General features: G+C 67.4%; 18 protein-coding genes. 9 read left to right on the plus strand and 9 right to left on the minus strand.

Annotation, left to right across the window (positions count from 1 at the left end; translation table 11 throughout):
- Positions 1-4: 4 nt before the first annotated feature.
- A complete protein-coding gene (locus ACSYHF_RS16730) occupies positions 5-1135 on the minus strand; it encodes an efflux RND transporter periplasmic adaptor subunit (protein WP_447575826.1) in 1131 nt (376 codons plus the stop codon).
- A 119-nt stretch (positions 1136-1254) separates the two neighbouring features.
- On the opposite strand from ACSYHF_RS16730, the gene ACSYHF_RS16735 reads away from it, so the two are divergent.
- The 3 genes from ACSYHF_RS16735 to ACSYHF_RS16745 all read left to right on the plus strand — a co-directional run bounded on the left by ACSYHF_RS16735 (position 1255) and on the right by ACSYHF_RS16745 (position 4093).
- Positions 1255-1935: a TetR/AcrR family transcriptional regulator gene (locus ACSYHF_RS16735; RefSeq protein ID WP_005419125.1), complete on the plus strand. Its 681-nt coding sequence runs from the start codon at positions 1255-1257 to the stop codon at positions 1933-1935.
- A 135-nt stretch (positions 1936-2070) separates the two neighbouring features.
- Complete coding sequence (locus ACSYHF_RS16740; protein ID WP_111129272.1) at positions 2071-2718, plus strand: protein-L-isoaspartate O-methyltransferase family protein; 648 nt, start codon at positions 2071-2073, stop codon at positions 2716-2718.
- 16 nt (positions 2719-2734) lie between these two features.
- Entirely contained in the window at positions 2735-4093 is a 1359-nt protein-coding gene (locus tag ACSYHF_RS16745) for a TolC family outer membrane protein (RefSeq protein ID WP_005419128.1), read from the plus strand.
- 96 nt (positions 4094-4189) lie between these two features.
- Here the strand turns inward: ACSYHF_RS16745 and ACSYHF_RS16750 are convergent, their stop codons facing one another.
- Positions 4190-5389 carry an amino acid transporter gene (locus ACSYHF_RS16750; RefSeq protein WP_375367194.1) on the minus strand — a complete coding sequence of 400 codons (1200 nt, stop codon included), beginning with the start codon at positions 5387-5389 and terminating at the stop codon, positions 4190-4192.
- A 271-nt stretch (positions 5390-5660) separates the two neighbouring features.
- A complete protein-coding gene (gene waaA, locus ACSYHF_RS16755) occupies positions 5661-6959 on the minus strand; it encodes a lipid IV(A) 3-deoxy-D-manno-octulosonic acid transferase (RefSeq protein ID WP_447575827.1) in 1299 nt (432 codons plus the stop codon).
- Positions 6960-7019: 60 nt separating this feature from the next.
- Here waaA and ACSYHF_RS16760 point away from each other — a divergent pair, with 60 nt between their 5' ends.
- Positions 7020-7937, plus strand: a complete 918-nt coding sequence (locus tag ACSYHF_RS16760; protein ID WP_005419134.1) for an LpxL/LpxP family Kdo(2)-lipid IV(A) lauroyl/palmitoleoyl acyltransferase — start codon at positions 7020-7022, stop codon at positions 7935-7937.
- Between the two features lie 108 nt (positions 7938-8045).
- Here ACSYHF_RS16760 and ACSYHF_RS16765 read toward each other — a convergent pair whose 3' ends face one another.
- The 4 genes from ACSYHF_RS16765 to ACSYHF_RS16780 form a co-directional block, all read right to left on the minus strand.
- A complete protein-coding gene (locus ACSYHF_RS16765; protein WP_262222013.1) occupies positions 8046-8495 on the minus strand; it encodes an REP-associated tyrosine transposase in 450 nt (149 codons plus the stop codon).
- Between the two features lie 137 nt (positions 8496-8632).
- Positions 8633-9964 carry an O-antigen ligase family protein gene (locus ACSYHF_RS16770; RefSeq protein WP_447575828.1) on the minus strand — a complete coding sequence of 444 codons (1332 nt, stop codon included), beginning with the start codon at positions 9962-9964 and terminating at the stop codon, positions 8633-8635.
- Entirely contained in the window at positions 9945-11060 is a 1116-nt protein-coding gene (locus tag ACSYHF_RS16775; protein ID WP_069139227.1) for a glycosyltransferase, read from the minus strand. Before ACSYHF_RS16775 ends, ACSYHF_RS16770 begins: the two co-directional genes overlap by 20 nt.
- 15 nt (positions 11061-11075) lie before the next feature.
- Positions 11076-11273, minus strand: a complete 198-nt coding sequence (locus ACSYHF_RS16780; protein ID WP_005410967.1) for a zinc-finger domain-containing protein — start codon at positions 11271-11273, stop codon at positions 11076-11078.
- Between the two features lie 418 nt (positions 11274-11691).
- Between ACSYHF_RS16780 and ACSYHF_RS16785 the strand changes: the two genes are divergently transcribed.
- Positions 11692-15036, plus strand: a complete 3345-nt coding sequence (locus ACSYHF_RS16785; protein ID WP_447575829.1) for a GH92 family glycosyl hydrolase — start codon at positions 11692-11694, stop codon at positions 15034-15036.
- Positions 15033-15776, plus strand: a complete 744-nt coding sequence (locus tag ACSYHF_RS16790) for a basic secretory protein-like protein (RefSeq protein ID WP_032954509.1) — start codon at positions 15033-15035, stop codon at positions 15774-15776. Before ACSYHF_RS16785 ends, ACSYHF_RS16790 begins: the two co-directional genes overlap by 4 nt.
- A gap of 521 nt (positions 15777-16297) precedes the next feature.
- Here the strand turns inward: ACSYHF_RS16790 and ACSYHF_RS16795 are convergent.
- Both ACSYHF_RS16795 and ACSYHF_RS16800 read right to left on the minus strand, forming a co-directional pair.
- On the minus strand, positions 16298-18589 hold the full coding sequence (locus ACSYHF_RS16795) for an NADP-dependent malic enzyme (protein WP_005419150.1): 2292 nt from the start codon (positions 18587-18589) through the stop codon (positions 16298-16300).
- A 230-nt stretch (positions 18590-18819) separates the two neighbouring features.
- Positions 18820-20163, minus strand: coding sequence for a dicarboxylate/amino acid:cation symporter (locus ACSYHF_RS16800; RefSeq protein ID WP_005419151.1), 1344 nt, complete (start codon positions 20161-20163; stop codon positions 18820-18822).
- 332 nt (positions 20164-20495) lie between these two features.
- Here ACSYHF_RS16800 and ACSYHF_RS16805 point away from each other — a divergent pair, with 332 nt between their 5' ends.
- The 3 genes from ACSYHF_RS16805 to ACSYHF_RS16815 all read left to right on the plus strand — a co-directional run bounded on the left by ACSYHF_RS16805 (position 20496) and on the right by ACSYHF_RS16815 (position 25297).
- Positions 20496-21665, plus strand: a complete 1170-nt coding sequence (locus ACSYHF_RS16805; protein ID WP_005419152.1) for an OprO/OprP family phosphate-selective porin — start codon at positions 20496-20498, stop codon at positions 21663-21665.
- Positions 21666-21731: 66 nt separating this feature from the next.
- Positions 21732-24380, plus strand: coding sequence for a hybrid sensor histidine kinase/response regulator (locus ACSYHF_RS16810; protein WP_447575830.1), 2649 nt, complete (start codon positions 21732-21734; stop codon positions 24378-24380).
- A 359-nt stretch (positions 24381-24739) separates the two neighbouring features.
- Complete coding sequence (locus ACSYHF_RS16815) at positions 24740-25297, plus strand: hypothetical protein (protein ID WP_141239374.1); 558 nt, start codon at positions 24740-24742, stop codon at positions 25295-25297.
- The last annotated feature ends 18 nt before the right edge of the window (positions 25298-25315 follow it).

Genomic DNA, 25315 nt, shown 5'->3' on the forward strand with positions numbered 1-25315 from the left:
CGGCTTACTCCCTGGCCTTGGCGGCAGCGGCCGGCGTAGCCGGCTTCAGCACGGGACGGTTCTGCCGGTCCACGGCGATCACCGGCTGGCCGGCCCGCAGCAGGTGGCCACCCGCAGCAACTACCCAGTCGCCCGCGCTCACGCCCGACAGTACCGGTACCGTCTCGCTGCCAAACGCACCGGTGGTAACCGTTGCGGCCTTCAGCGTACTGTTGCCCGGATCGACCACCCATACGCTGGCGGCACCGTTGGCACCACGCTGCAGCGCGCCCAGCGGCAGCTGCAGGGTGCCGTGGCGACCGGCGCTGCTGTAGACGCGTGCACTCTGGCCCAGTTCGACGTCGGCCAGCGCATCGGCGGGCAGGCTGACCCGGGTCGCATAGGTACGTGCCTGCGGATCGGCAGCGGCGGCGATCTCCCGGATCGTGCCCGGCAGGCGCTGGCCGGGGCGGTTCCACAACTCCACCTCGACCGGTTGGCCCACAGCATAGTCGCGGATGGTGGCCTCGGGCAGGTCGATCAGCACTTCGCGGCCACCGTCGGCGGCCAGGTTGAAGATGGTCTGCCCGGCGGACACTACCTGCCCGGCCTCGGCCTCGCGGCTGGCGATCACACCGTCGGCCGGCGCACGCAGCTGTGCGTAGCCGGCCTGGTTGCGGAGCACATCGAGGTTGGCGCGGGCGGCGTTGGCCTGGCCCTGCGCGGCCTTGAACGCGGCGGACTGCTGGTCCAGCTGCGAGCGGCTGACCAGCTGCTGGTCGGCCAGCACCTGGTAACGCTTGAGGTCATCGCGGGCGCGCACCAGATCGGCTTCGGCTGCCGCCAGCTGCGCCTGCGAGGCACGGGCCTGCAGCGCGAAGTCGGCCACGTCCAGCTCGGCCAGCACGTCGCCCTTCTTCACCCGTTGCCCGGCATCGACGTGGCGCTTGACCAGGTTGCCGCCAACGCGGAACGACAGCGGGCTTTCCTGTCGCGCACGCACCGTGCCCGGGAACGCCGCCGGCGCCTGCCCGGCCTGCTCGCCGGGGTGAACCACCAGCACCGGTACGGCCGCCGGTGGCGCCTGTTCCTGCCCCGAACAGGCTGCCAGCGCAGCCATCCACACCATACCGCCCATCCAGCGCACGATCTTCATCGGTCAACGTCCTGAAAACGCAGGGTTGCAACTAAGGGAGGAGCCGCGACTGCCGGCCCAATTTAATAAACCGACCGGTATAGTATAAATATCGAACCGCTTGGTCTAGTATTGTCGCGATGAGTTCCCACATTTCCCGCAAGCCGTCGGCCAAGCCCGCTGCCAAGGCCGCCGGACCCGGGCGCCCCAAGGACCTCGGCAAGCGCGCGGCGATCCTTGAAGCAGCCAAGGCACTGTTCATCGAACAGGGCTATACCGGCGTGAGCATGGACACCATCGCCGCTCAGGCCGGCGTCTCGAAGCTGACTGTGTACAGCCACTTCGGCGACAAGGAGACGCTGTTCTCCGAGGCGGTGCAGTCAAAGTGCATTGAAATGCTGCCCGACGCGCTGTTCGTAGCCGACGCGGACGGCCCGCTGCGCGACCAGCTGATCGGTATCGGCCTGGCCTTCTTCGAGCTGATCACCTCCGACGCGGCGATCTCGATCCAGCGCATGATGATGGCGCCGGAGACCGACGAACGCCTGCGCGCGCTGTTCTGGAAAGCCGGCCCCGAGCGTACCTGCGAGGCCCTGGCCGATTTCCTGCGTGCCCGCGCCGAACGTGGCGAACTGGATATCCCCGACTGTGCTCTGGCCGGCGAGCAGTTCCTGACCCTGGTCAAGGGCGAAGTGCACATGCATATGATGTGCGGCATGCCACTGTCACCCGTGGAATGCGACCCTCTTGCCCACGTGACCGCCAGCATCGACTTCTTCCTGCGCGCCTACGCGCCGCGAGGGGCCGGAACGGCTGAATAACCAAAACTGAACGAACCGGAGGTCGCGATGACTTCCGGCACTGCGACCCCGGCCCCCGGCAGCTGATGCTCTGGGCGCGCCGCCGGCCTCCGGCACCGGTAAAATGGCCGGCCCACTGCGCTGGATTTGAACCTCATGACGATTGATTACGCCCACGCCCGCGAACTGATGGTGGAACAGCAGATCCGTCCCTGGGACGTGCTGGACATCAAGGTGCTCGACGTCCTGGCCCGCCTGCCACGCGAGGCCTTTGTCGCCGACGCGCACCGGGCACTGGCCTACGCCGATGTCGAACTGCCGATCGGCCACGGCCAGAAGATGATGAAGCCGGTCATCGAGGGCCGTACCCTGCAGGCATTGGACCTGCAGCCGGGTGACGAAGTGCTGGAAATCGGCACGGGCAGCGGCTTCCTGTCGGCCTGCATCGGCGCGCTGGCGCGCGATGTGCTGAGCTTGGAAATCGACCCTGAGCTGGCCTCCGCTGCGCGTGCCCGCCTGGACGCCTCCGGCCTGGGCACCAACGTCCGCGTGGAAGTGGCCGATGCCCTGTCCTGGCAGACCGAACGCCGCTTTGACGTGATCTGTGTCACTGGTGCGGTCGACGTGGTGCCGTCACAGTTCGCCTCGTGGCTGCGTCCGGGTGGCCGCCTGTTCGTGATCCACGGCCGCTCGCCGGCGATGGAGGCCCTGCTGGTCAAGGCCGACGGTAGCTCCGAGTCCCTGTTCGAGACCGATATCGATTACCTGCGTGGTGCCGCCCCGGCCCCCCAGTTCCACCTCTGAGTCCAAGGAAGCCGCAATGATCCGCCGATCCCTCGCTGTTGCGCTGGCCACTGCCCTGCTGCCGTTGTCCGCCCATGCCGCCGACCTGCTGCAGGTCTACGAAATGGCCCGCAACGGCGATCCGCAGCTGTCGGCCGCCGAATCGACCCGGCTGTACGACAAGGAAGGCGCCGTGCAGGCGCGTGCCGCCCTGCTGCCGCAGATCAACGGCCAGGCCGCGCTGAACCGCACGCGCAGCGAGCCGAACGCCGACGCCAACTCCGGCTCGTTCACCAACAAGCGCCGCACCTACACGATCGACGGCAGCCAGACGCTGTTCAACTGGACCCAGATCAACAACCTGCGCTCGCAGCGTGAGCTGAGCAAGGCGGCGGACTTCACCCTCGAATCGGCCAACGACAACCTGATCGTGCGCACCTCGGCGGCCTACTTCAACGTGCTGGTGGCGATCGAATCGCTGAACGCCGCACAGACCAATGAAGCTGCCGCGAAGAAGCAGTTCGACTTCGCCGACAAGCGCCTGGAAGTGGGCCTGGCGCCGATCACCGACGTGCACGAAGCACGCGCCCAGTACGACCAGGCGCGCGCCAACACCATCATTGCGCAGAACACCCTGGCCGATAACTACCAGGCCCTGACCGAACTGACCGGCCAGCCGGTGACCAACCTGCGTGGCCTGCCGGCGGACTTCCGCCCGGAAGTGCCGGCCAACCGCGGCAACATCGACGAGCTGGTGCAGCAGGCTACGACCCAGAATCCGGCGCTGAAGGCGCAGGAGCTGAAGGTCAGTGCCGCTGAAGCCGGCGTGCAGGCTGCCCGTGGTGGTCATTACCCGACCCTGTCGCTGGGCGGCAGCTGGGGCAAGAGCGCCACCTGGGGCGACAGCACCGGTGCCGGCTCGCTGTCACCGGATGCGCGCACCAACAGCATCGGCCTGACCCTGAGCGTGCCGATCTTCTCCGGTGGTGCCACCCAGTCCGGCGTGCGCCAGGCGCTGGCGCAGCGTGACATCGCCCAGGACGGCTACGAGCAGCAGAAGCGTGCCCTGGATCGCAATACCCGCAATGCCTACCAGACCCTGGTTCAGGGCATCAGCGAAGTGGAAGCCCGCCGCCTGGCGGTGGTCTCGGCGCAGAGCGCGTACGACGCTTCGCAGGTCGGCCTGGAAGTCGGTACCCGTACCGTGCTGGATGTGATCCAGAACCAGCGCATCCTGTTCTCGGCACAGCTGGACTATGCCCAGGCCCGCTACACCTTCCTGCAGAACCGCCTGCTGCTGAGCCAGTCGCTGGGTGCGCTGGACGTGGCCGAACTGCAGGACGTCAATCGGCTGCTGACCCAGGACGCGGGCAACCCGGCCACGACCACGCACTGAGTCGTCGCCCCTGCAACTAAAAAGCCACCCGCGAGGGTGGCTTTTTTGCAGATGCTGCATCCACACGCGCGCGCCCCGGCGTGGCCCCACGAACCGTCAGCCCGGCCATGCGCGCAGGCGTTCCAACGCCGCGAGCGCGCACAGCACGGCTGCCAAGGGGGCCAGCATCGACATCATCAGCCCGCAGCCGGCTGCGCCTTGCCGGGTGTCATCCCGACGCCGCAGCACCGCCAGGCACAGCGCTGCCATGACCACCAGCGTTGCCGGACCCGGCAGCGCCGGCAAGGTGCCCTGCGGCAGCCCCAGCACCAGCATCACCGCCGGCAGCGCAACCACCATTGCGCTCAGGCGCGTGCGGGATCGTCCCGCCGCGTCAGCTGCGCGGGGCCACAACGATGTGGCCAACCGGACGGCCAGCATCAGCAGCACCAACTGCAGGGCGGCCAGGCCCGCTGCCCCGGCCAGGGGCAACAATGGCAGCATCCACTGCAGCTGGGGGTGCACCTGCAGCGCAACCGCCAGTGGCCGGGTACTGGCGAGCGCGGAAAATTCGACCAGCCCGGCCTGCAATGCTGCCAGCACGATCAGCAGCAGCATCGCCAGCAACGAGACCAGCGCCAGCACCGCCGGCTGCCACATCGCGCCCTGGCGGCGCAGCGCAGGAAAGCCCAGTGCCAGGCCCACGCTGGCAAATATGCCCAGCAGCGGCACCGCAGCCGCCAGCACGCCCCCCAGCCCGAAGCGATACGGTGCGGTCGCCGGAGGCAGCCAGGGAATCCAATGCCCGTAGTGCACGTGACGCGCCGCCAGCGCCAGCAGCAACACCCCCACACCGATCTTCACCGTCAGCAGCGCACAGGCCGCCAGAGCCACACCCCGCGGCGGCAGCAACGCGAGCGCGCTCAACAACAGCAGACCCATGGCCGCCGCTACCTGCACGGGCAGCCAGTCGTTGGCATGGAGGCCTCCGGTAGCCAGCACGGCATGTACATGGCGGGCCATGGACTGTGCCGCGCCCGCCGTGGTCGCCGTCAGCTCAAGCAACAGGATCGCGCCCAGAACGATGGCCACCCGTGGCCCCCAGCTGGCGGCCAACAGCCCGTACAGGCCATCGGCCGCCGGCAGTCGCAGCACCAGATCCTGCAGGCAGCACAGCACCAGGCCAGCCCCCAGTGCGGCCAGCAACAGGCTCAGTACGATGGCCGGGCCAGCCTGTGCCGCCGTGTGCTGGCCCACCAGCGCGATCACGCTGCCGCCCACCAGCAGCGTCAGTGCCACCACAGCCAGGTGGTCCATCCCCAAGCGCGCCCCACCGGTGCCGTCCCTGCCCCTGTCGCCGTCCATCGCAAGTTCCCTTGATATCCGCCCAAGCGCGGTCGACAGCAGGCTGGCAGCCTGCGTCGTCCTGCGGAATCAGAATCGGTGCTGCGTGCGCCACGATGTGATGGCAGGCACGCTGCCATCGGCAGGGTCGGTCCAGCAACGACAGAAAAATCGTTGCTAAGCAGAATTGATGAAGTTGATCACGACAACGCTGCACAGCGCCGCCGACGCCGCGCTGCCGGGATCACTCGCGCGGTGGTGGCAGGTGCGGTGCGACCAGCGCAAGCGTGCGCTGCAGCGCGCCACGGCCATTGCTGACCAACGTGCAGCCCGCACGCGCCATGTCTTCGCGGGCCTGCGCATCTTCAAGCAGATGCTGCAGCAGGTCGCCCACTGCCTGCACATCTTCGCCAATCAGCAGCGCACCGGCCTCGCGCATGCGCCGGGAGATTTCCGCGAAGTTGTGCAGGTGCGGGCCGGTCACCGCCGCGGTTCCCATCGCAGCGGGCTCCAGCAGGTTGTGGCCACCGATGGCCTGCAGGCTGCCGCCGACGAAGGCGACCTGGGCGCAGGCGTAGAACGGCATCAGCTCGCCGAGGGTGTCGATGACGAACACGTCTGTGGCGGCGCGCGGCCACTGGTCCACGCGGCGGGTCGCCACGCTCCAGCCCTGTTCGCGCGCCAGCGCTTCCACCTTGGGGAAACGTTCGGGATGGCGCGGTGCCCACAGCAGCAGCAGATCCGGATGCTGCTGGCGCAGGCGGCGGTGCAGGTCGATCACCGCCTGTTCTTCGCCATCATGGGTACTGGCGGCGATCCATACCGGGCGCGCGCCCGGCACCCGTGCATGGAACTGTTCGACGAAGCCCTGCACGTCCGGCGTGGTGATGTCGAACTTCAGGTTGCCCAGTGCCTGCACCTGGCCGGGCTCCGCCCCCAGCTGCACGAAGCGCTCGGCATCGTCCTGCGACTGCGCGGCCACGCAGGTGACGGTGCGCAGGGCGCGGCGGATCAATGCGGCCAGCAGCCGGTAGCCGCGCAGCGAACGCGCCGACAACCGGGCATTGAGGATGTAGACCGGAACGCCACGGTCACGGCAGCCGAACAGCATGTTCGGCCACAACTCGGTTTCCAGGATCAGCGCCAGGCTGGGCTGGAAATGGCCGAGGAAGCGATTGACGCTGCCCGGCACGTCGTACGGCAGGTAGACATGGTCCAGCGCGTCGCCCCAGAGCGCACGCACGCGCTCGGAGCCGGTCGGAGTGATGGTGGTGATGACCCAGCGGATGTCCGGGCGCTGCTGGCGCAGGGCGTTGACCAGCGGCGCGGCGGCATTGACCTCGCCCACCGAGACCGCGTGCAGCCACACCCGTGGCTGGCCGGTCGGCTGCGGATAGGAGGCGTAGCGTTCGTCCCAACGCCGGAAGTACTCACGGACCCGGAAGCCGCGCCAGACCAGGTGGTACACGGTGATCGGCAGCAGGATGTAGAGCACGACCGAGTACAGGCCGCGCAGGATCCATTCGACAGGGTCTTTACGCATGCGGCAAGGATACGGGAGCCCCCCGGGAAAGACACGCGGCCGCCTTGGTAGAATGACCCCATGTCAGATGCCTCCACCGCCGTCCGCCCGTCGCTGCGCGATCCGCGCAACTGGCCGATGTTCGCCGCCATGTTCGGCGCCTTCGCCATCGCCCGCCTGCCGTGGATGCTGCAGCGCGCGCTGGGCCGGGGCGTCGGCTGGATCACCTGGCGCCTGCTCGGCAGCCGCCGCCGCGCCGCCGAGGTCAATCTGCAGCTGTGCTTCCCGGAGAAGGACGAGGCGTGGCGGCAGCGCCTGGTGCGCGACAGTTTCGATGCGCTGGGCGTCGGCGTGTTCGAGTGCATCCGCGCCTGGTGGGGCAGCATCGACAGCATCCGCCCGCAGGTACGGATCGAAGGCCTGGAGCACCTGCGGCAGATGCAGGCCGAAGGCCGCGGCGTCCTGCTGGTCTCCGGCCACTTCATGACCCTGGAAATGTGCGGCCGCCTGCTGTGCGACTACGTCGATCTTTCCGGCATGTACCGCAAGCACAAGAACCCGGTGTACGAGTGGGCGGTGAAGTTCGGCCGCCTGCGCTATGCCAAGGCGATGTTCGCCAACGAGGACATCCGCGCGACCGTGCGCCACCTGAAGAAGGGCGGCTTCCTCTGGTACGCGCCAGACCAGGACATGCGGGGCAAGGACACCGTGTTCGTGCCGTTCTTCGGCCACACCGCTTCGACCATCACCGCCACCCATCAGCTGGCGCGCATGACCGGCTGTGCGGTGATTCCGTACTTCCACCGGCGCGAAGGCGGAAAGTACTTCCTGAAGATCGGCGCGCCGCTGGAGAACTTCCCCAGCGAGGATGTGGAAGCCGATACCACGCGGGTCAACCAGGCCATCGAAGCGATGGTGCGCGAGGCTCCCGACCAGTACCTGTGGATCCACCGCCGCTTCAAGCGCCAGCCCGGTGGCCGGAGTGATTTCTACAAATAACGGTGGGGCGGGAGGGTTTCGTCCACGCATGGCGTGGATTTGATGACGCGGAGCATTCTGAAGTAGATCCACGCCATGCGTGGATGCTCTACATCCGGGTGCCGGCACCTACAACGGCCAACGGCACCATGCGTGCGGGTACTCACCCAACGTGCCGGCCAGGCCCGCACGGACCGGATTGGTCAGGATGTACATCGCCTTCTCATGAAGGGATTCATCGCTGCGTACGGCATGATCGTGGTAACCGTGCTGCCACAGCGCCCCTCGTCGCTGCAATCGCCGGTTCAGCAGTCGGCTGCTGCGTGATTTGAGCAGGGCCATACACTCGGCCAGGGTTCCTCCGCGCAGCTCCATCAGCCAGTGCAGATGGTCGGGCATGACCACCCAGGCGAGGCTGTGGCTGAAGCCCTTGCGCTCTACGAAGCGCAGGGTGTCGATAAGGATCGCCACGTTTGCCGCATCGGCGAACAACGGTTCGCGGCCGAGGGTTGCTGTGGTCAATGAATAAACGTTGCCGGATCGGGAATACCGACCGTAGCGAAGTCTGGGGCTGGCCATGCCTCCAGCGTGCGCGAACTGCCGGGGCACCGATAGTGGAGATGTCACCGTGTTCAGGTCGGGAAAGCCTCATCCACGCATGGCGTGGATCTACTGATCGACTCCATGGTTGATCCCTACCATGCGCGGATGCGCGGTCACGTCACCGGCGAGGAATCATCTGCGTCGCGGGCCAGCAGGCTGCCGGCGAACAGGGCTGCCAGCAGCACCGTCAGGCCACCCCAGAACGCGGAATAGAACGCCAGGTGCGTATTGAGCGGGAACACCGTAACCGCCAGCGCCAGCATTGCCGGTCGGGCGCGATCATGCGCAGCCGCCGGGGCATAGCGCCACGCCCGCCAGGCCTGCGCCACCGCCGCCAACCACAGCAGCAGGCCCAGAACGCCGGTCTCGGCAAGGATTTCCAGCACGATCTGGTGGGCGTGCAACGCCGGTTGGCTGCCCCACACGGCGGGACCCTCATCTGACACGCAGGCCGGATACGCATCGCGGAAGCCGCGCGCACCGACACCGTTGACCGGATGCTCCTCGATCATGCACACCGCTGCGGTCCAGATGCGCGCGCGCCCCGAAAGCGCCTCGTCAACGCCCTGCCCGTCTTCGTTCCATGCCTGCGCCGTGCGCGCGACACGCTCGCGCAGCTGCGGCACGCCCGCTGTCAGTGCGGCCGTACCCAGCGCTGCCACCAGGGCCAGCAGCAGCAGCCGCTTCCAGCCGAACTGGCGCACGCCGCTGTAGGCCAGCACCAGCACAAAGGTGATCCACGAGGCGCGCGAACCTGCCAGCAGCAGCACGCACCCCAGTGTTGCAGCGGCCAGCAGCCACCCTGCATTGCCCAAACGCTGCGCCATCGGCAGCAGCAGGAACGGTGACAGGCTGGCCAGCACCTGGCCGAATTTCAGATTGCAGGGCCCAAGCGCGCCACTGAGGCGGTCGGCCAGTGCGGCTTCGTCGGCCGGGCACAACGCGTGGCCACTCACGGCCAGCTTCAGGTGTTCCAGCGACCAGAACCACGGGCTGGTGCCAGCCAGCGCCTGCACCAGCGCGTCCAGCGTCCACACGCCGGTGATCAGCGCCAGGCCACCGAAGGTCAAGCGCCGCCGTTCCGGCGTGGCCACCGCAATCGCCACCAGCCACATGAAGGGCAGGTAGCGCAGTCCGGCGGCCGCCTTGGTCCACGAGGCCGAAGGGTCGATCGCATCGATGGCCGAAAACGCCTGCGGCAGCCAGTAGCCGAGGAACAGGATCGAGGTCAGCGCCCACGCCGCCGTGCTCAACAGGTGCGGGCGGCGCTGCAGCCGGCGCATCACCATGCGCGCGGCAGCATAGACCGCGCCAAGGCCCAGCACGGTTTCGGCAATGCCCGGCAGCGGCCACATCGCCACGTACGCCAGCACCCACCAGGGCGCCCAGCGCCCGGCACGGTCGTCGCGCACGATGGCAGCGGGGTCAGCCGGCGAGATCGGCATAGAGGCGGAGGGTATCGCGCTGCATGGCCTGCAGGGTAAACGGGATGCGGGTCGGCAGGGACGGCGGCTGCGCCAGCAGGGCCAGCGCACGTTCACCCAGCGCGCGCGCGTCGCCGAGCGGCACCGCACCGCTGGGCTGCAGCTGCAGCAGCAGTTCGCCGACGCCACCGTGGTCCCAGCCCAGCACCGGGCGACCGACCGACAGCGCCTCGACCACGGTGCGGCCAAAGGCTTCCGGCTTGTCCGACAGCTGCAGCACCAGATCGCTGGCGGCGTAGGCCTGGGCGATGCGGACGGTAGGCGTGCTGATCTGTACGGCCTCGGCCACGCCCAGTGCCGCGGCCTGGCGGCGCAGGTCAGCCACGTAGGCCTCGCGCCCGGGTTCGTCGGTGCCCAGCATCCACAGCTGGGCAGGCACGCCGGCGGCACGCACGTCGGCCAGCAGCTGCAGCGCGTGGGTGTGGCCCTTCAGCCGGGTGCCGCGCCCCGGCAGCAGCAGCAGCGGGCCTTCGACCTGGGCCAGCCACGGGTAGTCGGCCGCCAGCGCCAGCCGCGGGCGGCGGTCGGCGCGCGCCACGCGCGGGAACTGGTTGACGTCGACACCTCTCGGTATGACCCGCAGTTTTTCTTCCGGCACCGTCGGGTAATGGCGTTGCACGTAGGCGCGCACGGTGTTGGACACGCAGATCACGCGTTCGCCACTGGTCATCACCGCGCTGTAGCGGCTGGGCGAGTTCAACCCGTGCACGGTGGTCACCCAATGCGGGCGCTGTGCGGCGGGCATGGCGCGGATCGCGTACAGGCCCAACCAGGCCGGCAGCCGCGAACGGGCATGCACGATGTCCGCACCAACTTCGGCAAACAGCCGGCGCAGGGTCGGCAGATGGCGCAGGGTCAGCAGCGACTTGCGGCCGATATCCAGGGTGAGGTGCTCGGCACCACTGTCCAGCAGCGGCTGCACCAAGCGGCCACCGGCAGACACCACCAGCGCGCGATGGCCGGCGGCAACCAGGGCCGCAGCGATTTCCAGGGTCGAGCGCTCGACACCACCGGAGTGCAGCGCCGGCAGCAACTGCACCACGGTCAATCGGCGCATCGAAGGGGCCGCCGTTTAGTCGGCCAGCACGAACACGGAACCGCAGTACGGGCACTGCGCTTCGCCGTTGGGCTCGTCTTCGATCGGCAGGTACACGCGCGGATGCGAGTTCCACAGCGCCATTTCCGGGGTCGGGCAGCTCAACGGCAGATCGCTGCGGTGCACGGTGTAGCGCTTCTCGGCGTTGGCGGGCGCGGTGGCGGTATGGCTCATGGCGGATTCGGTGAACGGGTTGCGAGGCCCGTGATTCTAGCATCTGGGCCGCAACGACATTGCCCCGCAACGGGCCTTTGCACGCCGCCGCCGATGCCTCGCATCTCCCCACCACACGCCGGGCGGCGGCGATTCCGGGGATTTCGCGGTCGTTCCGGCAGGTTCGCTCGCCAGAATCGACTCCAGCGATATTTCCCGCATTTGGATCGAACTAAATGGCACTTGCCAGCGCGCGGCGGCTGTTGCAGGATCGGGCCAGGTCGCACCCCGACCCACCCAATCCAACCCGATCGCATGGCCCGCCCCCACCGGACCGGCATCGCCTCTTCCACTGCCAGCTTGGCGGGCGGAGCGATGCTGTCCGTGGTGTCCGCCGATGCGGGTTCGCCCGCCGCCAGCCCTTCCGGGAGACCCTTGCATGACCCTGTCCGATCCGCGCCGCGCCCTGCTTCCGCTCGCCCTGGCCCTGGCCTGTGCGACCACTGCGATGCCGGCGCGGGCGCAGGGGCTGCAGACCTCGTTCGAACCGGGCGAACCTGTACCGGCGCAGGCCACCGGTGCGCTTCAGGTCACGATCGGCAATGGACCGGCCGCGCCCTACGCCGCCAAGCGCAACGCCGGCTACAGCGGCCTGCATGCGCTGCGCTACAGCAGCGAAGGCGGCAGCGCGCGGCGCGAACTGTTCAAGGCCGACCTGCCCATCGAGGCCGATACCACGCTGTCGTGGCTGGTGCTGCCGGAAATCGTCGGCAAGGACACCGTCGCCTCGACCTATGTATCGCTGGACCTGCTGCTGGACGATGGCAGCCGCGTTTCGGCCGGTGCGGCACGCGACCAGCATGGCGTGGCGATCGGCGCACGCGCGCAGGGCGAATCGAAGACGCTGTACCCGCAACAATGGGCCCGCAAGGCAGTGCGGCTGGGCGACGTGCCCACGCTGAAGGGCCGCCGCGTGGTTGCGATCGAGCTGGAGGTAGCCAGTGCCGAGGGCGCGCCGGTCTCTGGCTGGATTGATGACGTGCGCCTGGATGCCCAACCGCGGCAGCGGCCGCAGCGCGTCTCCGACTGGGTGCTGACCACCCGCGGGACCCAGGCCAACGGCACCTTCTCGCGCGGCAACAATTTCCCGGCCACGGCGGTGCCGCACGGGTTCAACTTCTGGACCCCGGTGACCGACGCCGGCGCACTGAACTGGCTGTACCGCTGGAACGAACAGAACGATGCGCAGAACCGCCCGCAGCTGCAGGCACTGGCACTGAGCCACCAGCCCAGCCCGTGGATGGGCGACCGCCAGACCTTCCAGGTGATGCCCTCGGCCAGCCGTGGCGTGCCGGACGCCGACCGCCGCAAGCGCGCGCTGTCGTTCGACCGCCGTCATGAAAGCGCGCGCCCCTACCGCTACGACGTGCGCTTCGACAATGGCATCGCTGCTGCCATCGCACCGACCGACCATGCTGCGCTGTTCCGCTTCGAGTTCCCCGAGGGCGGCGACGCCAACCTGCTGTTCGACAATGTCGATGCGCGTGGTGGCCTGACCCTGGACACGGCCACGCAGACCCTCAGCGGCTACACCGATACGCGCAGTGGCCTGTCCAACGGCGCCAGCCGCATGTACGTGGTGGCCAGCTTCGACAAGCCGTGGCGCAGCAGCGGCCGCCTCGACACCGGCCGCCCGACCGGTTACATCAAGTTCGATGCTGGCAGCGACCGGCAGGTGACGATGCGCATCGCGACCTCGCTGATCTCGGTGGAACAGGCGCGTCACAACCTGGCGCTGGAAATCTCCGCCGCCGACACGCTGGAAAGCGTGGCGGGCCGTGCGCAGGATGCATGGGACGCGCGCCTGGCCCGCTTCGACATCGGCGATGCCACTGACGACCAGAAGACCACCTTGTATTCCAGCCTGTACCGGCTGTACCTGTATCCCAACTCCGGCCACGAGAATGCCGGCAGCGCGGCCGCGCCTGACTGGCGCTACGCCAACCAGGCCAGCGCCAGCGACGACAACACCGAAGGCAGCGCGAACCGCAGCTTCACCGGCGTGCGCGATGGCAAGGTGTTCGTCAACAACGGCTTCTGGGACACCTTCCGCACCACCTGGCCAGCCTATGCGCTGTTCACGCCCGACGATGCCGGGCAGATGGTGCAGGGCTTCATCGAGCAGTACCGTGCCGGTGGCTGGATCGCACGCTGGTCGTCGCCGGGCTACGCCGACCTGATGGTCGGCACCAGTTCGGACGTGGCCTTCGCCGATGCGTGGCTGAAGGGCATCGGCGGCTTCGATCCGGCCGAGGCCTACGCCGCCGCGCTGAAGAACGCGACCGTGGTACCCCCCGACCGCCATGTCGGCCGCAAGGGCATGGACCGTTCGACCTTCCGTGGCTACGCCAGCGCGGACGTGCACGAAGGCATGTCGTGGACGATGGAAGGCGCACTGAATGACTTCGGCATCGCCAACATGGCCGAGGCCCTGGCCAAGCGCGCGACCACGCCGGCCGCGCGCGAGCGCTACAGCACCGAGGCCGACTACTTCCGCCATCGCGCCGCCAGCTACGCGACGATGTTCGATCCGGCCGCCGGCTTCTTCCAGGGCCGCAAGGCCGATGGCCAGTGGCGCGTGGACGCCAAGGCCTACGACCCGCGCGTGTGGGGCCACGACTACACCGAATCCAATGGCTGGACCTTCGCCTTCACCGCCGCCCACGATGGCGAAGGACTCGCCGCGCTCTATGGTGGCCGTGACAAGCTGGCAGCGAAGCTGGATGCCTTCTTCTCCACCCCGGAAACCGCCGACCCCGCGTTTGCCGGATCCTACGGCGGCACCATCCACGAGATGACCGAAGCGCGCGATGTGCGCATGGGCATGTACGCACACAGCAACCAACCGGCGCACCACATCCCATGGATGTACCTGTACGCCGGGCAGCCGTGGAAGACCCAGCAGCACGTGCGCGAGATCCTGTCGCGGCTGTATGTGGGCAGCGAGATCGGCCAGGGCTATCCGGGCGACGAGGACAACGGCGAGACCTCCGCGTGGTACGTGCTGGCTTCGCTGGGCCTGTATCCGCTGCGCATGGGCGCCCCGGAGTACGTGATCGGTTCACCGGCGTTCGAACATGCGAGGGTGGAACTGCAGGGCGGCGCGGTGCTGACCGTGAACGCGGCCAACAACTCACGCGAGAACGTCTACGTGCAGTCGCTGAAGATCAATGGCAAGCCGTGGACGAAGACCTGGGTGCCGCACGAGCTGATCGCCAAGGGCGCGACGCTGGACTTCGTGATGGGGCCGCAGCCGTCGCGCTGGGGCAGCGGCGTGGATGACGTGCCGCGCTCGCTGACCGCGCGGGGCCAGCGCCCGCAGCTGCTGCACGACCTGCTCGGCAGTGGCGCCAAGGTGACGCTGGCCGATGGCCGCGCCCTGCCGGCGCTGGTCGATGACGATGCAGCCACCACCGTCGGCCTGGGCGGCGGCGCAACCATCGCACTGACCGGCCTGGGCGACGGCGCGCCGACCATGTACACGCTCACCAGCGGTGACGGCCGCATCCAGGGCGGCGAATGGACGCTGGAAGCGCGCAGTGGCAACGGCCGCTGGATCGTGCTCGACCAGCGCAGCGGCGAAGCCTTCGAGTCTGCCCGCCAGACCCGACCGTTCCGCATCGCCAAACCCGGTCGTTACAGCGAGTATCGGCTGCGCCTGGCCGCACCGGGCCGGCTGCCGCTGGCGGAGATCGAACTGTTGGCGCCCAGCGCCGTACAATGAGCCCCATGCGCTACCGTCTGCTGCCTCTGGCCCTTGTTGCCCTTTCCTTCTCCAGCTTCGGCCAGACCCAGGCCTTTGATGCGCAGCTGACCCGCGATGGCGTGACGCTGAACTACCAGGACGCCCGTGGCGCCCTGGCCGCGCCGCAGCGAAAGCGGGTGATCGATACGTTCTACTTCGCCTACCTGCGCGAACGTGCGGACTTCCACCCGGCCGCGCCGTCGATGGTGCGCATTGTGATCGACCCAGCCTACACCGGGATCGCCTTTGTCGGTGACAAGGACCAGGCCGCGACGATCACCATCAACCCGGGTTGGCTGGCGCAGCACCCCAACGACATCGACCTGGTCACCCATGAGGCCATGCACATCGTGCAGGGCTATCCGGGCTATGGCGACGCACGGGTGCCGGGTTGGCTGGTGGAAGGCATCGCCGACTACGCACGCGACCGCTACGGCATGGACAATGCCGCTGCGGGCTGGGCACTGCCGGGCAAGGTCGAGAAGGGGCAGAACTTCGACAGCGGCTACCGTGTCACCGGTGCGTTCCTGAAATGGGCCGACGCCGAACATCCGGGCCTGGTGCTGGCACTGGACAAGGCCCTGCGCGACGGCCGCTATGCACCGGCGCTGTGGCAGAAGCACACCGGCAAGGCACTGCCGGCGCTGTGGGCGCAGTACGCCAAGCCGCGTTCCGACGCTCCGCCGCCGGCCCCTGCACGCCGCGGCAAGCGGCGCTGACTGTGCGATCAACTGGGTATAGCCGCGACTGGGTAGAGTCGACTGCGTAGAGTCGACTGTTGGTCGACTGACTTTCGTCCAGCCCCCGAAAACCCCGCGCTTCGCGCGATAGTCGACCAACGGTCGACTCTACCTCGCTGGCGTCTACGCCTCAGCGCGACTGCACGAAACCGGCGTACAGCGCGAACAGCTGCTGGAAGTACCGCCGCGTCACTCGATTGCGCATGACACCCTCGCCGATGGGAAGTTGGTCGGGCCCAGGGTGGGAAGGCCGGTCCGGTCCCTTCCCACGGCCGGGCCGCGTGGGCGTATTGGGCCGCAGCGGCGTTGCAGGGAAATGACCGGGCAACGTAGCGCGTGTGGCACAGACCGGAGTAGGACCGGCCGCTGGCCGGCTGCCGTCGTGTATCTGAGCACGATTGGGGTTGCCGGCCAGCGGCCGGCACTACCCGTTTCCGCTGCGCGGAAACAAAAACGCGCCCCGTGGGGCGCGTTTCCGCAGCTGTCGCTGGAAAGAAGGCTTATGCCTTCTTTTCCGCTTCCAGCTGCTTCCTGATCTGCGCATCGACCGCCGCAATGGCGGTCATGTTCAGGATCCGGCGCGAGGTCGCGCTGGTGGTCAGGATGTGCACTGGCTTGTTCACGCCCATCAGGATCGGGCCGATCGCCACGCCGTCGGTGAACACCCGCACCAGGTTGTAAGCGATGTTGGCCGCTTCCAGGTTCGGCAGCACAAACAGGTTGGCGCGGCCCTGCAGGGTCGAGCCCGGCAGCAGCTTCTGGCGCAGCGCTTCATCCCATGCGGTGTCGCCCTGCATTTCGCCATCCACGTTCAGGCGCGGGTTGCGCTTGAGCAGCAGCTCGCGCACCTGGCGCATCTTCAGCGCATCCTTCGAATCATGGCTGCCAAAGTTGGAGTGCGACAGCAGCGCCACCTTCGGCTCGATGCCGAACAGCTTCATGCGATAGGCCGCCTGCAGGGTCGCCTCGCACAGCTGCTCGGCGGTCGGATCTTCCTGCACGTGGGTATCGACGAAGAAGAACACGCCCTGCTGGTTGATCACGCCGGTCATCGCCGAGGTCGAGGTGACCTTCGGCTCCAGCGGCAGCACGCTGCGCACGTAGCCCAGCTTCTTGTGGAAGCGGCCGACGATGCCGGTCAGCATCGCATCGGCCTCGCCACGGGCCACCATCACCGCTGCGATCAGGGTCGGGCGCGAACGCATCAGGTTCTTCGCCGCGGCCACGGTCACGCCACGACGACCGGTCAGGCCGTGGTAGTACTGCCAGTATTCGTTGAAGCGCGGGTCGTCGTTGATGTTGGTGACTTCAACGTTCTCGCCGATCTTCAGGCGCAGGCCCAGGCGCTCGATGCGCGACTCGATCACTTCCGGGCGGCCGATCAGGATCGGATGCGCCAGGCCGTCATCGACCACGTTCTGCACCGCCTGCAGCACCACTTCCTCTTCGCCCTCGGCGTACACCACGCGCTGCTTGTCGCTGCGCGCGCGGTCGTACACCGGCTTCATCATCAGGCTGGTGCGGTAGACGAACTGGGCCAGCTTGTCGCGGTAGGCGCCCATGTCCTCGATCGGGCGCGAGGCCACGCCCGAATCCATCGCGGCCTGGGCCACGGCGGCCGACAGTTCCACCAGCAGGCGGCGGTCGAACGGGCGCGGGATCAGGTATTCACGGCCGAAGCTCGGGGTCTCGCCGCCGTAGGCCGAACCCATGTCGGTGGCTGCACGGCGTGCCAGTGCAGCGATGGCACGCACGCAGGCGATCTTCATTTCCTCGTTGATCGCGGTGGCGCCCACGTCCAGCGCACCACGGAACAGGTACGGGAAGCACAGCACGTTGTTGACCTGGTTCGGGTAGTCCGAACGGCCGGTGCCGATGATCGCGTCCGGACGCGCAGCGCGCGCCACCTCCGGCATGATTTCCGGGGTCGGGTTGGCCAGCGCGAAGATCACCGGATCCGGCGCCATGGTCTTGACCATGTCGGCGGTCAGGATGCCCGGTGCCGACAGGCCCAGGAAAATGTCCGCGCCGTCGACGATCTCGGCCAGGGTGCGCTTGTCGGTGTCACGCGCATAGCGCTGCTTTTCCGGGTCCAGGTCGGTACGACCGGTGTGGATCACGCCCTCGCGATCGAAGGCCAGGATGTTCTCCGGCTTCAGGCCCAGCTGCACCAGCATGTTCACGCAGGAAATGCCGGCCGCGCCCATGCCCGTGGTCGCCAGCTTCACTTCCTCGATCTTCTTGCCGGTGATCGCCATCGCGTTGAGCACGGCCGCGCCGACGATGATCGCCGTGCCGTGCTGGTCGTCATGGAACACCGGGATCTTCATGCGCTCGCGCAGCTTGCGCTCGACCACGAAGCATTCCGGCGCCTTGATGTCCTCCAGGTTGATGCCGCCGAAGGTCGGTTCCAGCGAGGCGATGATGTCGACCAGCTTGTCCGGGTCGGTCTCATCCACTTCGATGTCGAACACATCGATGCCGGCGAACTTCTGGAACAGCACGCCCTTGCCTTCCATCACCGGCTTGCCGGCCAGCGCGCCGATGTTGCCCAGGCCCAGCACCGCGGTGCCGTTGGAGATCACCGCCACCAGGTTGCCGCGGGCGGTCAGCTCGCTGGCCTGCTGCGGGTCGGCCTTGATCGCTTCACAGGCGTACGCCACGCCCGGCGAATACGCCAGCGACAGGTCGCGCTGGGTCAGCATGGGCTTGGTAGCGGAAACCTTGATCTTTCCCGGCGGGGACATCCGGTGGTAATCGAGGGCGGCCTGTTTGAAATCTTCGTTGGACATCGATGTGGGTTACATGAATGGGCAGAAGGGACAGGGGATGATACCCCCGTTGGAGCGTCCGGACCTGTCGCTATCCTGTCGCAAGCATGCTGCGACCGCACAATTCCGTGCCGTATGCGACGGTACCGCGATACCAGCTTCGGCGCTGCCCATGACAGCCATGGGACGCCCTGAAACGCCGCGGGGCCGTACCACTGACGTGATCGGCCCCGCGGTACCACACACCTGGATCAGCCCTTGGCCGGCAGCGCCTCGGGCAGCGCATCGACCGGCGGCGGCAGTTCGCTCTCGCGGCCATCCAGCGCCAGCTGCAGGCGGTTGCGGTCCAGCGCGCCTTCCCAGCGCGAGACCACCACGGTGGCCACCGCATTGCCGATGAAATTGGTCAGCGAGCGGCATTCGCTCATGAACCGGTCCACGCCCAGGATCAGCGCCATGCCAGCCACCGGCACCTCCGGCACCACGGCCAGGGTGGCGGCCAGGGTGATGAAACCGGCGCCGGTGACACCCGCCGCGCCCTTGGAGCTGAGCATGGCGACCAGCAGCAGGGCGATCTGGTGGCCCAGGGTCAGTTCGGTGTTGGTGGCCTGGGCGATGAACAGTGCCGCCAGGGTCATGTAGATGTTGGTGCCGTCCAGGTTGAACGAGTAGCCGGTCGGGACCACCAGGCCCACCACCGACTTGCTGCAGCCGGCGCGTTCCATCTTCTCCATCAGCGACGGCAGCGCCGACTCCGACGAGGAGGTGCCGAGCACCAGCAGCAGTTCGGCCTTCAGGTAGCGCGCCAGCTTGAACACCGAGAAGCCGCACAGGCGGCAGACCAGGCCCAGGATCACCGCGACGAACAGGAACGCGGTGAGGTAGAACGAGCCCACCAGCCAGGCCAGGTTGATCAGCGAGCCGACGCCGTACTTGCCGATGGTGAAGGCGATCGCACCGAAGGCACCGATCGGGGCGGCCTTCATCAGGATGTGCACCAGCTTGAACACCGGGGCGACCAGCGCCTCCAGGAAGTTCAGCACCGGCTTGCCCTTGTCGCCCACCATCGCCAGCGCGATGCCGAACAGCACGGCCACGAACAGCACCTGCAGGATGTTGCCATCGACAAAAGCGCTGAGCAGCGTCTTCGGGATGATGTCCATCAGGAAGCCGACCAGGGTCAGGTCATGCGACTTCTCGACGTAGCTGTGCACTGCGGTCTGGTCCAGCTCGGCCGGATTGATGTTCATGCCCGCGCCGGGCTGCACCACGTGCGCCACGATCATTCCGACAATCAGCGCCAGCGTGGAGAAGAACAGGAAGTACGCCATTGCCTTGGCGAACACCCGGCCCACCGTGCGCAGGTGGGTCATGCTGGCGATGCCGGTGACGATGGTGAGGAAGATCACCGGCGCGATGATCATCTTCACCAGGTTGATGAAGGCATCGCCGAGCGGCTTCATCTTCTCGCCGACCAGCGGTTCGTAGTGGCCGAGGATGGCACCCAGGACGATCGCCACGATCACCTGGAAGTACAGCTGGCGATAGATCGGCAACGGCTTTGCAGGCACCGGTGCTGCGGTCGGGATGTGCATGGCGGACTCCGGAAGGGGCGTTTTCAGGCACGTACGGCCCCGGGACTGCACGGGAGCCGTTACCGTGGAAACTGACCGCAGGCCCTGTACTGCACGCACAGGGGGTGCGACCAATGGACGCCTTTGTACGCGCCAGGCACGCCGGCGCAGATAACCTATTGGTACTAGCCCCCCGGTTCAGGTGGCACAGGTGCCTACACTGGCGCCGCACCGCCCAGAAACGGGAAGGCCGGTGGCCCGGGCTGAACGGCTGGGCATGTCCCTGCGAAAGTTTCGGCCCCTGCGGCCGCTGATGTCCTGTCCACACGCAATCTGAGAGAGCCGCACCCAACATGCGCCCGAATCCCACCTTGCTGGCCCTGTCGCTGGCCGCCCTACCCGCCCTCGCTTCGGCTGCGGATTTCGACAACTGGCCGACCAAGTACACCTTCGGCGACGGCACCGAGTTGGCCGCTACCGCCAACATCGCCTACGACTACAACGACTTTTCCTCGGCCAGTGGCCTCGAGGACGACGACGCCGTGCGCCGCAAGGAATTCGGTGCGACGCTGAAGAAGAAGGGCGTGTACGACGCGATGGTCTACTACGACTTCCAGGCCGATACCTGGCTGGACGTGTTCGTGCGCTTCGAGAGCAAGGCCTTCTTCGGCCGTGACGTCGGCCGCTTCCGCTTCGGCTACATGAAGACGCCGGTCGGCCTGGATGCGAACACCTCTTCGCGTGCCGGCAGCTTCCTGGAAACCTCGCTGCCGGTGCAGGCCTTCTACGAAGGCCGCCGTACCGGTGTGGAATGGGTGCTGGAGCGCCCGCAGTACCTGCTGCAGGCAGGCGCCTATGGCGGCAAGGACCTGCAGGGCGACAACCCCGGCACCACCCAGGCGGTGCGTGCGGTGTGGACGCCGGTGAAGGCACCGGGTGACGTTATCCACCTGGGCCTGGCCTACTCGCAGGAGAACCCACGCGGCTACAGCGATGGCCGCGACGTGCACCACGAGGCCAGCGCCCGCCTGCGCGCGCGCCCGGAAGCCGGCCTGACCGACATCCGCTACGTCGATTCCGGCGCGCTGGTCACCGCCGACCAGATCCGCCGCACCGGCCTGGAAGGCATCTGGATCCGCGGCCCGTTCTCGCTGCAGGCCGAAGCGCTGCGCGCCACGGTCACCCGCCATGACGGCAAGCCCGACTTCACCGGCAGCGGCCAGTACGCGATGGCCAGCTGGGTGCTGACCGGCGAATCGCGGCCGTACAACGCCGGTGCGGTGGCCAACATCAAGCCGGCGCACAACTACGGTGCGGTGGAACTGGTGGCGCGTTACAGCCGCCTGGACCTCGACGATGGTGACATCCTGGGTGGCCGCCAGCACGACCTGACGTTGGGTGCGAACTGGTACCTGACCAGCCACTTCAAGTTCCAGGCCAACTACGTGAAGGTCGACGCCAGCCGTCGTGGCGTGCACAGCACGCCGGAGATCTTCGAACTGCGCGCGCAGATGCACTTCTGACCCCTTCCACGTCAGACCCCGGCGGGCGTGCACGCCACGCCCGCCGGCCCTGCGTAGACTGCCGCCATGTACTGGCTCAGCCGCCACCGGATGCTGTTGCTGACGATCCTGGTGATGGTCGGTGGCACCGTGCTGTGCGCGGTCGCCGCTGGCCATTACGCCTGGCGGCGCGCGCTCGGCGACGAAAGCAGCCAGGTGCAACGCCAGCTGCAGCTGTATGGCCAGGGCCTGCAACAGCGCATCGACCGCTTCGGCACCTTGCCGCAGGTCATGGCGCTGGATCCGGATCTGCTGCACGCACTGCGTGTGCCGCCCTCGCCCGGCGAACGGCAGCGACTGAACCTGAAGCTGCAACGTGCCAATGAAGTCACCCGGGCCTCGACCCTGACCCTGGTCGGCCACGATGGTGTGGCGGTGGCGGCCAGCAACTGGGACCAACCGACCAGCAACGTCGGCGAGAACTACAGCTACCGCCCCTACTACCGCCAGGCGCTGGCGCAGGGCCGTGGCCGCTTCTACGGCATCGGCATGACTACCGGCGTGCCCGGCTATTACCTTTCGCAGGCCATCGAGGATGACGGCAAGCGGCTCGGCGTGGTGGTGATCAAGGTCGAGCTGTCCGCGCTGGAACAGGAATGGTTGAGCAGCCCGGACGTGGTGCTGGCCAGCGACGACCATGACGTCGTGTTCCTGTCCAACCGGGACAGCTGGCGCTACCGGCTGCTGCGTCCGCTGCGTGCCGGTGAGCGCCGCGAAATGCTCGATGCACGTCAGTACGCCGACCGTGCCCTGCAGCCCTTGCGTGCACGTACCCAAGACGTGCTGTCCGATGGCGGCCGCATGGTGCGGCTGCTGGATCCTGCGCTGCCGCAGCCGATGCTGTGGCAAAGCCTGGCGCTGCCCGCCGAGGGCTGGAACCTGCACCTGCTGCACGACGCCGGCGCCGCTACTGCTGCCGGTCGCGCGGCCGCCCTGACCGGCGGTGCCGCGTGGCTGGCCTTGGGCTTCCTGGTGCTGTTCGTGCAGCAGCGCAGGCGCTTGGCCAAGCATCGCCTGCGCAGCCGCCGCGAACTGGAAACCCTGCTCAAGCAGCACGCACAGGAGCTGCGCACCGCACAGGATGGCCTGCTGCAGGCCGCCACCGACGCCGACAGTGGTCTCAGCCGCAGCCTCGAACACCTGCCGCAGGGTGTGGTGGTGATCGACCGCGACCTGCGCCTGGTCGCGTGGAATTCGCGCTATCTGGAACTGTTCCGGTTCCCGGCAGACCTGGTGCGCGTGGGCCGGCCGATCGAGGAACTGTTCCGTTTCAATGCCCGTCGTGGCCTGCTCGGTCCCGGCCCGGTGGACGAGGCCATCGAGCGCCGCCTGAACCACCTGCGCAGTGGCCGCCCGCACATGCGCGAGAGCGAAAAGGACGACGGCACGGTGCTGGAGATCCGCGGCAATCCCCTGCCTGATGGCGGCTTCGTCACCAGCTACGCCGACATCACCAGCTACAAGAATGCCGCGCGCGAACTGCGCTCGCTGGCCGATGCGCTGGAACACCGCATCGCCGAACGCACCCGTGACCTGGACGAGGCGCGGCGCGAGGCCGAGCAGGCCAACCGCTACAAGACCCGCTTCGTCGCCTCGGCGGTGCACGACCTGCTGCAGCCGCTCAACGCTGCGCGCATGTTCGTCTCGGTGCTGCGCGGCAAGCTGGGCGACCCGGTGCAGCAGCAGACTGCCGATCATATCGATGCCGCGCTGGCGGCGCAGGACGCGATCCTCAACAGCCTGCTGGATATCTCGCGCCTGGAATCAGGATCGCTGCAGGTCCGCGTGCGCACGTTTGCACTTTCTCCGCTGCTGGAGACCCTGGCGCGCGAGTTCGGCATCGCCGCCCAGACCCGTGGCCTGCAGCTTGACTGGGTGGACACCCGCGCAGTGGTGGTCAGCGACGAAGCCCTGCTGCGGCGGATCCTGCAGAATTTTCTGTCCAACGCGTTGCGCTACACCCCACGTGGGCGCCTGCTGATCGGCTGCCGGCGTGCAGGCGATCAACTGCGCATCGAAGTGCATGACCAGGGCCCGGGCATTCCGGAAAGCCTGCAGGGTGAGATTTTCGAGGAGTTCCGCCGGCTGAACGACGGCGTGGAACAGGAACGTGGCGCCGGCCTGGGCCTGGCCATCGTCGAACGCATCGGCCGCCTGCTCGGCCACCGCATCAGCCTGCGCTCTACACTGGGCAAGGGCAGCGTCTTCGCCGTGAGCGTAGCACTCGGGCGCGCCGACGATGTGATCGCACCTGCCGCAGCGCCGGTCATCGCGAGCGAACCCTCCGACGACAGCCCACTGCGAAAGTGCCGGGTGTGGAGCATCGACGATGATCCCCACGTCTGTGCGGCGACCCGTGCGCTGCTGGAGCGCTGGGGTTGCCAGGTGGAACTTGCCGACGGTCCGCAGGGTGCACTGGAAATCGCCAGTGCATTGAACGTGCCGCAGTTGCTGCTGCTGGACGTGCGCATGGGGCAATGGCACGGACCGAACCTGTATGAAGCGCTGTGCACGCTGTGGAAGGCGCGGCCGCCGGTGATCCTGGTGACCGCCGAGCGTGATGAGGCACTGAAGGCGCATGCCGCCGAGAACGGCTGGGGCTTCCTGCTCAAGCCGGTGCGACCGCCCGCGTTGCGGGCATTGATGACGCAGATGTTGTTGCGGCATCGGGGCTAGGACGGCTCGGCCACGCGGGCGTCGCGTTGCCGGCGCACGCTGGCTTTGCTCCTCGTTGATTCCGTACCGAATTCCCAAACCTCTTCGCGCGACAGCCATGGGCAAGGAGGAAATGGATGCGCCGCGTCATTGCGTAGGGCATGGAGAAAATCCGAGTGGGGAGAGAGCAGTCTCCTGACTGACCGGCGCTGCTGAGGATCAGTAGATTTCAACGTTCGGCTGATCGGCAGATCGTACTGAAGACAGCCACAGCCTACGGCCAAGGATCCAGCATGCCCTGCCATCACCTATCCATCGCCCCCCTCCGATACCTCCATCGAATCACAGCAATGCTCTTCTGCCTGTGCTGCGCGGGATGCATGGCTGACAGCACACCAGATACGGACGTCAGCCTCAGGAGGGCCGCGACAGAAGCAAAGGCTCCTCCAGCCATATCGAATGCGGACGCCTCGCCGAACCCCGGCATTCCGACAGCGGCCACGCATCGCGCAGCATCTTCGCTCGCGCTTCTTCGGTCAGAATCCGCACTCGTGTTCAAGGACGGCATCTCGATCCTGGCCGCCGAGGGCCTCCTGCAGTCAAGCAGAAACATGTCGGATGCGATCAACCGCATGACGCAGGATGCAGCTTCCAGCCCCGAGGCGCAGGACCTGACCCGGCACTATCGATCATCACTTGAACGTGCAATCGGTCAAGAAGGTGTACTTGAACGCTTTTCGTGTGGCCTGAGCATCTGCATCGGTATCGCCCGGACCCGAAGCAGCGCGGATCATGAGGCGTGGGGTCACAGGTTTGCGTCAGATGCATCCTCTCCCACTTACAGCTATGCCGAAGCGTCTGAGCATTCCTGGATGGGATACGAGAACAGGTTCATCTTTTCGATCGACCCGCAGATGAGTTCGATCAGCGGCAACTGACGGGCCAGACTCCATTTT

Source organism: Stenotrophomonas maltophilia group sp. P373 (assembly GCF_053295075.1).

Excerpts from the sequence above, each read along its gene's own strand:
- ACSYHF_RS16730 (WP_447575826.1), bottom strand. The coding sequence starts at position 1,135 with ATGAAGATCGTGCGCTGGATGGGCGGTATGGTGTGGATGGCTGCGCTG.
- ACSYHF_RS16735 (WP_005419125.1), top strand. The coding sequence starts at position 1,255 with ATGAGTTCCCACATTTCCCGCAAGCCGTCGGCCAAGCCCGCTGCCAAG.
- ACSYHF_RS16740 (WP_111129272.1), top strand. The coding sequence starts at position 2,071 with ATGACGATTGATTACGCCCACGCCCGCGAACTGATGGTGGAACAGCAG.
- ACSYHF_RS16745 (WP_005419128.1), top strand. The coding sequence starts at position 2,735 with ATGATCCGCCGATCCCTCGCTGTTGCGCTGGCCACTGCCCTGCTGCCG.
- ACSYHF_RS16750 (WP_375367194.1), bottom strand. The coding sequence starts at position 5,389 with ATGGACCACCTGGCTGTGGTGGCACTGACGCTGCTGGTGGGCGGCAGC.
- waaA (WP_447575827.1), bottom strand. The coding sequence starts at position 6,959 with ATGCGTAAAGACCCTGTCGAATGGATCCTGCGCGGCCTGTACTCGGTC.
- ACSYHF_RS16760 (WP_005419134.1), top strand. The coding sequence starts at position 7,020 with ATGTCAGATGCCTCCACCGCCGTCCGCCCGTCGCTGCGCGATCCGCGC.
- ACSYHF_RS16765 (WP_262222013.1), bottom strand. The coding sequence starts at position 8,495 with ATGGCCAGCCCCAGACTTCGCTACGGTCGGTATTCCCGATCCGGCAAC.
- ACSYHF_RS16770 (WP_447575828.1), bottom strand. The coding sequence starts at position 9,964 with ATGCCGATCTCGCCGGCTGACCCCGCTGCCATCGTGCGCGACGACCGT.
- ACSYHF_RS16775 (WP_069139227.1), bottom strand. The coding sequence starts at position 11,060 with ATGCGCCGATTGACCGTGGTGCAGTTGCTGCCGGCGCTGCACTCCGGT.
- ACSYHF_RS16780 (WP_005410967.1), bottom strand. The coding sequence starts at position 11,273 with ATGAGCCATACCGCCACCGCGCCCGCCAACGCCGAGAAGCGCTACACC.
- ACSYHF_RS16785 (WP_447575829.1), top strand. The coding sequence starts at position 11,692 with ATGACCCTGTCCGATCCGCGCCGCGCCCTGCTTCCGCTCGCCCTGGCC.
- ACSYHF_RS16790 (WP_032954509.1), top strand. The coding sequence starts at position 15,033 with ATGAGCCCCATGCGCTACCGTCTGCTGCCTCTGGCCCTTGTTGCCCTT.
- ACSYHF_RS16795 (WP_005419150.1), bottom strand. The coding sequence starts at position 18,589 with ATGTCCAACGAAGATTTCAAACAGGCCGCCCTCGATTACCACCGGATG.
- ACSYHF_RS16800 (WP_005419151.1), bottom strand. The coding sequence starts at position 20,163 with ATGCACATCCCGACCGCAGCACCGGTGCCTGCAAAGCCGTTGCCGATC.
- ACSYHF_RS16805 (WP_005419152.1), top strand. The coding sequence starts at position 20,496 with ATGCGCCCGAATCCCACCTTGCTGGCCCTGTCGCTGGCCGCCCTACCC.
- ACSYHF_RS16810 (WP_447575830.1), top strand. The coding sequence starts at position 21,732 with ATGTACTGGCTCAGCCGCCACCGGATGCTGTTGCTGACGATCCTGGTG.
- ACSYHF_RS16815 (WP_141239374.1), top strand. The coding sequence starts at position 24,740 with ATGGCTGACAGCACACCAGATACGGACGTCAGCCTCAGGAGGGCCGCG.